Source organism: Granulicoccus phenolivorans DSM 17626 = NBRC 107789 = JCM 15570, assembly GCF_000423085.1.
Lineage (GTDB): Bacteria > Actinomycetota > Actinomycetes > Propionibacteriales > Propionibacteriaceae > Granulicoccus > Granulicoccus phenolivorans.
Genome location: NZ_KE383977.1, coordinates 1,942 through 9,840 on the forward strand (window position 1 = coordinate 1,942; position 7,899 = coordinate 9,840).

The window sequence follows — 7,899 nt, forward strand, 5'->3', positions numbered from 1 at the left end:
AGTTACGTTTGCCACATGCTTACCCTCACGAGTGATAGATGGTACAACACTTGCGGGGGTTAACGTGTCGGTCGCACCCATGCTCGCAATACTGGTAAGCACACTAATCAGGGCTGCCATAGCAGTAACTGACAACACGTTTACCCAATCCACCGTAAGCAAGCCCACAGCCCCCGTACCGAGCACACCGATAGCAGCCTGTGCTGCCGTCTTAATAGCACGTTCGATAGTGTCATACATAAACTCGCGTGTGAAATGATTCTTCATAACTTTTCTCCTAAACTATTCTTTGGTTGATAATGCTTGCATATACGCGTTGAGCGTGCCTTTATCCTTTGTCCACGCTCAACCCCTCCCTCTCTGCTGTCCGTTCGATAGCAGTCCTAATCTCATCAGGAAGTTTCGGTTTCGGATGTTCGTCCATCCATGATTCATCAAGTACGCCACATAAGCCGCCAAGCCAATGACCGATAGCACGCACGTAAGCGGTTTTTACGTTGTCGCTTTGCTCTAACTCATAAAGCTTAGATTCTACGTGTCTGCGCTGGCGTTGTTCAGCTGATACTAAATGGCTCAACTCGCCCACATGTTTGTCCGTTTCTGCGAGCTGTTTACGCAGCTCACCTTCTAACTCTGCTTGTATTTTTTCGGCAGACGCAGCATTGTTCGCTTGTGTGGCTCGCGCAGTACTGTAGGCGACCGCGAATGAGACAATTCCGGTAATCAATGCGACGATGATATTGTCGAGCGCAATAGGTGCTAAGGGAAACACCATATAATACACCTCCTAAAATTTTTATATGGGACAGTCTGGGACACTTTGGGACGAATGGGACAAAACACGGATAAAAACTTGGACAAATGGGATAAATTCTTAGACACAAGAAGCGTAACCTCGATTATCGGGTGAGTAATGCTATGCCGGTACACGTGAAGGTTATAGCAGTTCCATACCTTGGTGAGGTTATCACGCTCACGCGCGTAGGCAATATGGTTTTAGCGAACGGTAATATGAAATTTACGCAGAGCGGGCAGCAGAATTATTCCACAGCTAATGAGACTATTCCTGCAGGATATAGTCCTACAAACGTGAATACGCCGATTGTTTGCGGTAGCGTGAACTTTAGCTTGCTTGTATACGCGGTTTAGCTCGGCATAAGATCATGCGTAATCCACGATGCGCCGATATGTACCCACCCGTAAGCATTTCCAAGTAAAGTTATCGTTCCGTCAGGTTTGATAAGCATATCCATTTTTTGATTGCCACCCCACGAGACAGCGGTAGTGGCGGTTGGACAATAACCAGTTGGGATAGTCTCATTCACTGTGACATTACCCGCATTTTGAACGTTATCGCACGTACCTTGCCCGCCCAAGGTTACAATATTACCTTCGCGAGTAAGCGTATACGCGCCGCCAGTCTGATACGGCAAACGCACAGTAGTACTTTTCGTTGCCTGTAGGCTAGTTACCTGAGATTCCACATTACGTAAATTAGACGTTAGAATATCATTCACGCTGGTTATCCGATTATCCACGTTTGTTACACGGTTACCTGTTGATGTAATCTGCGACTGCAAGCCTGTAACATTTTCCTGCAATTTAATCGTATTCTTCGTTAACAGATAAGAATTATGCACCTGGCTAATATCTGTGGATACGCTTGGCGTCAATCCGTTCAAGACGACTTTCGCGTAAGCGAAGCGAGAATCGGTCGTCTGCTCATCCGACCAAGCAGGAGATGTTATAGACGGCACAGTAGGATTACCCGTAGTTGCGGTACCTTTAACAACTTCTAACGTAACCTTTTCTATACCTTGAGCATCCTGCGTGTAGTGGAAGACAATCAAGTCGATACGCTTATAGCCAGACTGTCCCGACTCGATAGTGACTTCCATCTCCGTATCAATACGCACATGACGACCGTGAATAAGCCAGTTGCCTGAAGGAATAATAATAGTATTCGCGTTCTTAACGCGCGGCTGCTTCCACTCATTAGCCTTATCAACCAGCTGATAAATATCCGCGCCAAAAACTCCAATATTAAAATTGGCGGCATCTAACGCAGATACATGCTTCGCATCCGCATGACCTGTAATAAGCTCAATAACCATAATCTACTCCTCCCCTGCTATGGTAGGCTGATTAGTCTGCTCATACTGCTTGACGCGCTCCGCCGCCGCTTTATTCGCTTCCGTCGGCTTCTTCAACGAATACTTCGCCAGATACTGGTCGAACCCATAATCACGCTTATATTGGTCTTCGTTGAACTGCTTCGCACACTTTGTATCAAGCACAAGTAAAGTAGGCTCACTTGACCCCATACGTAAATACAGTGTCGTCGTAAAATCCGATACCCCTGTATCTCCATCTTTCAAATATTTTTGAGTCCCGCACCTATCACACGTGTATAAGGTGTATCCTTTGTCTTTCGCCATAATATTCTCCTTAATAATTAGATGTCACTCGCCGCTTATCAGATAATGTGTAACTATAGGAAAGCACACCGTTGTCGAGTTGCGTGATTTTCTTGGAAACAGCAGCTTCCACCGTAACGTGAGCCGACAAAGACTCAGCAACAACCCTGTCACCCACACCCAACTCTCTACTAGAATCACCGAGAGAAATTTTCGCAACAGTCAATTCTTGATATTCTTGAAGCTTTTTCACACACTCAGATTTCAACTTCTCAACGTCTTCTTCACTACTCAACTCATGCACAGCAGTAAGCTCATTGATACCGAAGAGTGACTGCTTGTCGCTCACCACTCCCCTACTATCAGCGTACACATGCACGACAAGACGATCCTTTAAATCGCCTTTACCCAAGCCAATAATATGGTTAACAACGTTATTATTGACTGTTGCGTCCACGTGGACGGTCGCGTAAAGGTTCGAAATAATCTGCTTGTCTACCGTGATAATGTAAAGTTTTTTAGCGTCTACATCATAATAGAAACCAAGACACCTATTAGCTTTGTCGCATAAGCGTTGCAAAGCCTCATATGCCGTACAATAGCGAGGTAACTGCAAAATTCCAATACTATTGGAATTTGAGCTTGGCAATACGCTAATAAAACTAGGCGCGTTCACATGCTTCAGCAAAACCTGTATACAAGTAGTGAGATTCTCTGAGAGAATATAATAATCGTCACCCTTTTCAGGTTCAACAATTTTGTTCCCGAACACTCCAGACCAGGAACGACCAGAATACACAGTCTCACCATCATTATCACGGATAGAATCGATAATGCCGCCGTATTCCGATTCGTTCACACACCACATATCACCAGGATTAACCATCACACTTTCAGGCAGAATATCGGTGAATGAGAGTTCGAAATCGTTCTCGGATTCTCCCACGGCAATATCAAAGGAAGCGTGAGACAAGACTGCCTTCACGCTCCCATCATTGTTCAGAATATGTACGACTACAGCCACGGTGCCCTGCCCTTCTGCTCCCACACGGTAATATCGAAATTAAAATTGTTATTCCATGCGACTTCACCGCCTGATAAAGGTAGAGGAGCGAAAATATCCATACCTTTATTGAAGTAGGCTTGCTGGAGAATATTCTCACGCTCACCGTCAGCACGAACAAGAGTCACTGTTTTCTCCAATGATTTCACTTCAATACGTTCACCAGACGCTATAGTCGCATCCACTGCATATGAGTTGCCAGCGATAGTGATACGAGGATTAGAGACTGGCCCAAAAATAGTTAAATCCAGACCAGAAGGCTGAGAACCCTGATTATTAAGCCTACCGATAATATTGTTACGTGTGTAATCGAAGTTGTAATCATGCGCATAATCAAGCCCTTCGCCTTGCATGATATCAATCACATACTCATGATTGGAGGGGCGTCTCCACACGCCCTCCACAAGCAACAGGGTGAGCGTCGTCTCATAAAATTGTGGCGTAATGGTTTGTGCTGCGTCTTTCACGATGAATACTTGAGCTTGCCAATCATTGACATGCAGAACACCTGGGGTATTCGATTCCACGTCCTTGTCAGCCAGTTCAAGGAATTCTTCAAGAATACTCGCACGAGTCGCTTTCAAAGCAAGATTCACAGTACGACTAGACCGACTACGAGCAGACAAAAACTTACCCTTCTGCTTATACGTCCACTCGCCAGACCTGAGTTCTGGAATCGTTTCCGCATATAAATGGTTTTCACCGTTTAATTCCACGGTTTTTAACTGTGAACCAGCCTCATACGTAATATGATTAACCAATTTTTTACACCACCTTAGAAACGATTCAACAGACGTCCACTTGCTGTATCCGGCGTATTATCCGCGATAATATCGCCAAGATTATTCAATAAAGCGCGCAACAGTACAACGAGTTCTTGAGTAGATTCCGCTTGACTGCGCATAGAATCATTATTGCCAGCAGAAGATTGAACCTGCATCATATACGACAATTGAGGATTCAACCGCGCATTCACATCATCAAACGAACCAGCCAACTGGTCGCCCATGCCAAGAACGTTATTCTGCACATTCTTGAATGAAGTTCTCAAACCTTCGTTCAAGCCTTGCATGATGGCGTTACCTGCAGGAATCAACAGCTTACGATCGTAGCTGATTGGACCCTTGTGGCTTTTAATCCAGTCGGCGATACCACCAACGAAACCTGTCACCTTCCCCCATGCGGCTTTCAAGCCGCCCAAGAGACCGTCCATAATCGCTTGACCTGCGTTGCTCAACCAGCTACCCGCGCCGGATACTGCGCCCATAACCGCGCTCTTAATACCGCTCACAATATTCGAGACAGTATTAATACCATTACGCAGCAGTCCTGTAATACCGTTCCAGATACTGGAAAAGACACTCCTCATCGCATTCCACGCGCCCTGCCAATCACCTTTAAGAGCAGCTGTCAACGCTTTCATAATGCCGATAAGCACATCACGAATAGTCGTAAAGACAATCTGAATTTGATTCCACATGCCTTGCGCAAACGCAACAACAGTATTCACCAATGCGTTCCACACCGTTGTGATAGCAGTCTTAATCGCATTCCAAATAGTCGTAGCTACATTAAGAATCATGGTCCACGCATTTTGCAGACCAGTCATCAACATATTCGCTAACGTTTGAACGGCGCTTACGAGCCCGTTCCATAATGCGGTAACACCCGTAACAATCGTCTGTACGATAGGTTGAAGAACACTCCAAATCGCATTCCAAATAGCAGAGAGAGTGTTACCGACCGCGTTGAACGCGGCAATAATCCCATTCCACACACCTTGGAGCCAGCCAGTGAACGCTTGCCAAGCGGTCTGCATAGCAGTAATAATCGGAGTAAAAATATTAACGAGTAGCTGCCATGCACCCTGCAGAAACGCGGAAACCATATTCCACGCGGCAATAATACCATCAATAAGACTCGTCCACCGAGACAATACAGCGGCGATAAACGCGAAGAAGAGCTCAGCCATCGCCTCAAACAATGGTTGAAGGAATGTCATAAGCACAGAGAACGCTTGCTGAATAGCGTTAATAGCAGGAGTGAAGAATGTGACAACCGCTTGCCACGCAACTTGTATCGCTTGCATTGTGGCATTCCACGCGGCAACCATACCAGCGCTCACCGCTTGGAAGAAGCTTACAAAACCCTGCCACACCTGCGACAACGCGGAACAAATCGACGAGAAGAAGCTGCTTATCGCATTCCACGCAGTTTGAAGCCAACTACCCGCCGTATTCCACGCGGATACAATAATATTACAGAAAGCCTGCCATGCAGCCTTACCCGTTTTCGTCTGTGTGAAGAAGAATGCGAGACCAGCAACAACCGCCGCAATAGCAGTAATAATAAGAACAAAAGGATTAATCGCCATAACCGCATTAAATGCCGTCTGGACAGCAGTCATAACTTTCGTACCGTTACTTAACGCGACTTGGACAGCTGTGAAAGCAGTAGCGCCAGTACGATAGGCGTCCATGCCAATCTTCACAGCCTTAACGACTGTATTATAGGTTTGCATGCCGGCTTTAGCTACGTTGAGCGCACTGTTGATGGCGTTGAACGCGCCGACTGCACCTACTAAACCAGCGGTGAGAGAGACGACGAGAGGATTACCAGCAGACAATGCAGTGAAGAAATCCTGTACCGGTGTAAGTATCGCGCTAGCAGTATTCACGAGCAATGTGAGCACCGTGATAAGCGCTTGAACACTTGTAGCGATTAACGGTGGTGGCGCAAGAGCGTTAAAGTTAAAGCCTTTGAAAATGCCTGACAAAATTGTGCCGAGATTCTCAAAAGCCTGACGTAACGGCTCGATCGCACCACTCTTATTAAGCTCAGTCCACAGTTGCGCGAGGTACTCTTTCACACCGGTAACCATGCTTGCCGCCGCGTCCCCCACCAGGTTAAACTGCGAACTAAAACCGTTAATCACTCCCGCAATCTGCGAAACACCGAATGCTTCAATAACCTTCTGCACTGCTTTAGCGATACGATTCTGCATATTCTGCATGGCTGTGCCAATACCCTGTGTAGAAGCCCTTGCTTGCTGCTCGAATGAGCCTAAACCATTCACACCCTGAGTGTTCAACTGTACGAGCGCATTATTAAAATCTTGGAAGCTAATCTTTCCTGACTTCATCGCCTCATACAAATCATTAGAATTATGGCCAGCACCAAGCAAAGCTACAGACAATTGATTCAACTGTCCTGGCATAGCGTCCATCATGGAACGCCAAGCCTGCATATCCACCTTACCTGCGGCAAGCATCTGCGTGTACTGTTGCATAGCATTCGACTGGACAACTGTAGATTTACCGCCAGCGAGCAACGCATTATTAAGAGCCAAGCTAATATTTGTCGCCTCATCAAGCGAAGATGTCAACGGAGCAAGTTGCGTAACCATGCCCGTTACATCGCTCATTGTTGTTGGCAAGCCGTCAAGATTCTTACTAATCTTCTTAATGCTCGCCGCCGCATCTTCAGCCTTATATCCCAAATTTTGCATGACAAGCGGGAAATTATTCATGGCGTCAGCACGACTGACAGCGCTTGTTACGCTGCCAGCAATCATATCGAAAGCTCGACTAGCAACTGTGGAGGCTACACCAATAATAGTGCCCTGTACCGCACCAAAGCCCTTAGAGAAACCGTCGCCAGCTTTCTTACCAGACTGGTTAGCCGCAGACGTAGCTTCACCACCGCTAAACGCAGACTTAATCGCCTTACCCACACCTTCCATCGAAGGAATAATAGGCACATAAGCCTTAGCTAACGCGATACCTTTAGCCATTAGTAACCTCCACTATTCACTTTTTAAGTTAGACCGAGACGCTCATTCAAAGCCTCAATACCCATAACCGCAATATCCACGCCCTCATGTGATTTCACCGAGATCCTCTCGCCAGACGGTTCACCCTGCATACTACCCGGGAAAGGTAACTGCAAAGGCTTATCCGGACGCTCATCCTCAACCGTATTAGCCCACTGAAAATTCAAAGCGATATTTGCAATCACAGTAAGCAACGTGTCCGTAAGCGAATACTCCAGCTGATTATGTTGAGCGATATAAATCTGCGAGCCCGCAGGTAGTTCAATCACAAGATAACCGATAAAAACGCTACCGTGTTCGGCTACGGTTTCAGCATTGAATTTCAGCCCGTACACCCTGTATAAGTCTGCGATAAGCGCGGACTTATAAAACGTATAACAGTATACGAGCCTTAAGAATTTGGGTTCAGCTGGTTCAAAACCTCATTCAAAATTTCACTCATGCGTTGAGTAGAAACGTAATCGTCAAGAGTAGCCAACTGCTTTACACGCTCATAAGAATCATCGGGGAACACAAGGTGGAGCACTCCAATCAAGGCTGAAACATCACCCTCCATAATTTTTGAAGAAGCTTCGATAAGACGAAAA

9 protein-coding genes are annotated in these 7,899 nt (G+C 46.2%); all 9 read right to left on the reverse strand.

Features of this window, described 5'->3' with window-relative positions; all coding sequences use genetic code 11:
- The coding region (locus tag G531_RS24145) for a holin (protein ID WP_081684296.1) at positions 1–267 on the reverse strand (267 nt) is incomplete at its 3' end.
- 61 nt (positions 268–328) lie between these two features.
- Positions 329–784 (reverse strand): hypothetical protein, encoded by a 456-nt coding sequence (locus G531_RS25990; protein WP_155827994.1) that lies wholly within the window; start codon positions 782–784, stop codon positions 329–331.
- 361 nt (positions 785–1,145) lie between these two features.
- On the reverse strand, positions 1,146–2,114 hold the full coding sequence (locus G531_RS25995) for a hypothetical protein (RefSeq protein WP_022857256.1): 969 nt from the start codon (positions 2,112–2,114) through the stop codon (positions 1,146–1,148).
- 3 nt (positions 2,115–2,117) lie between these two features.
- Positions 2,118–2,438: a hypothetical protein gene (locus G531_RS26000; protein ID WP_022857257.1), complete on the reverse strand. Its 321-nt coding sequence runs from the start codon at positions 2,436–2,438 to the stop codon at positions 2,118–2,120.
- 10 nt (positions 2,439–2,448) lie between these two features.
- Positions 2,449–3,402, reverse strand: a complete 954-nt coding sequence (locus G531_RS26005; RefSeq protein WP_155827995.1) for a hypothetical protein — start codon at positions 3,400–3,402, stop codon at positions 2,449–2,451.
- A 29-nt stretch (positions 3,403–3,431) separates the two neighbouring features.
- Positions 3,432–4,076 carry a hypothetical protein gene (locus G531_RS26010; RefSeq protein ID WP_155827996.1) on the reverse strand — a complete coding sequence of 215 codons (645 nt, stop codon included), beginning with the start codon at positions 4,074–4,076 and terminating at the stop codon, positions 3,432–3,434.
- A gap of 179 nt (positions 4,077–4,255) precedes the next feature.
- Positions 4,256–7,273, reverse strand: a complete 3,018-nt coding sequence (locus G531_RS25525; protein ID WP_022857260.1) for a tape measure protein — start codon at positions 7,271–7,273, stop codon at positions 4,256–4,258.
- A gap of 23 nt (positions 7,274–7,296) precedes the next feature.
- On the reverse strand, positions 7,297–7,647 hold the full coding sequence (locus G531_RS26015; RefSeq protein ID WP_022857261.1) for a hypothetical protein: 351 nt from the start codon (positions 7,645–7,647) through the stop codon (positions 7,297–7,299).
- Positions 7,648–7,703: 56 nt separating this feature from the next.
- Positions 7,704–7,899 (reverse strand): hypothetical protein (locus G531_RS26585; protein WP_211221921.1); only part of this gene is annotated, 196 nt, incomplete at its 5' end.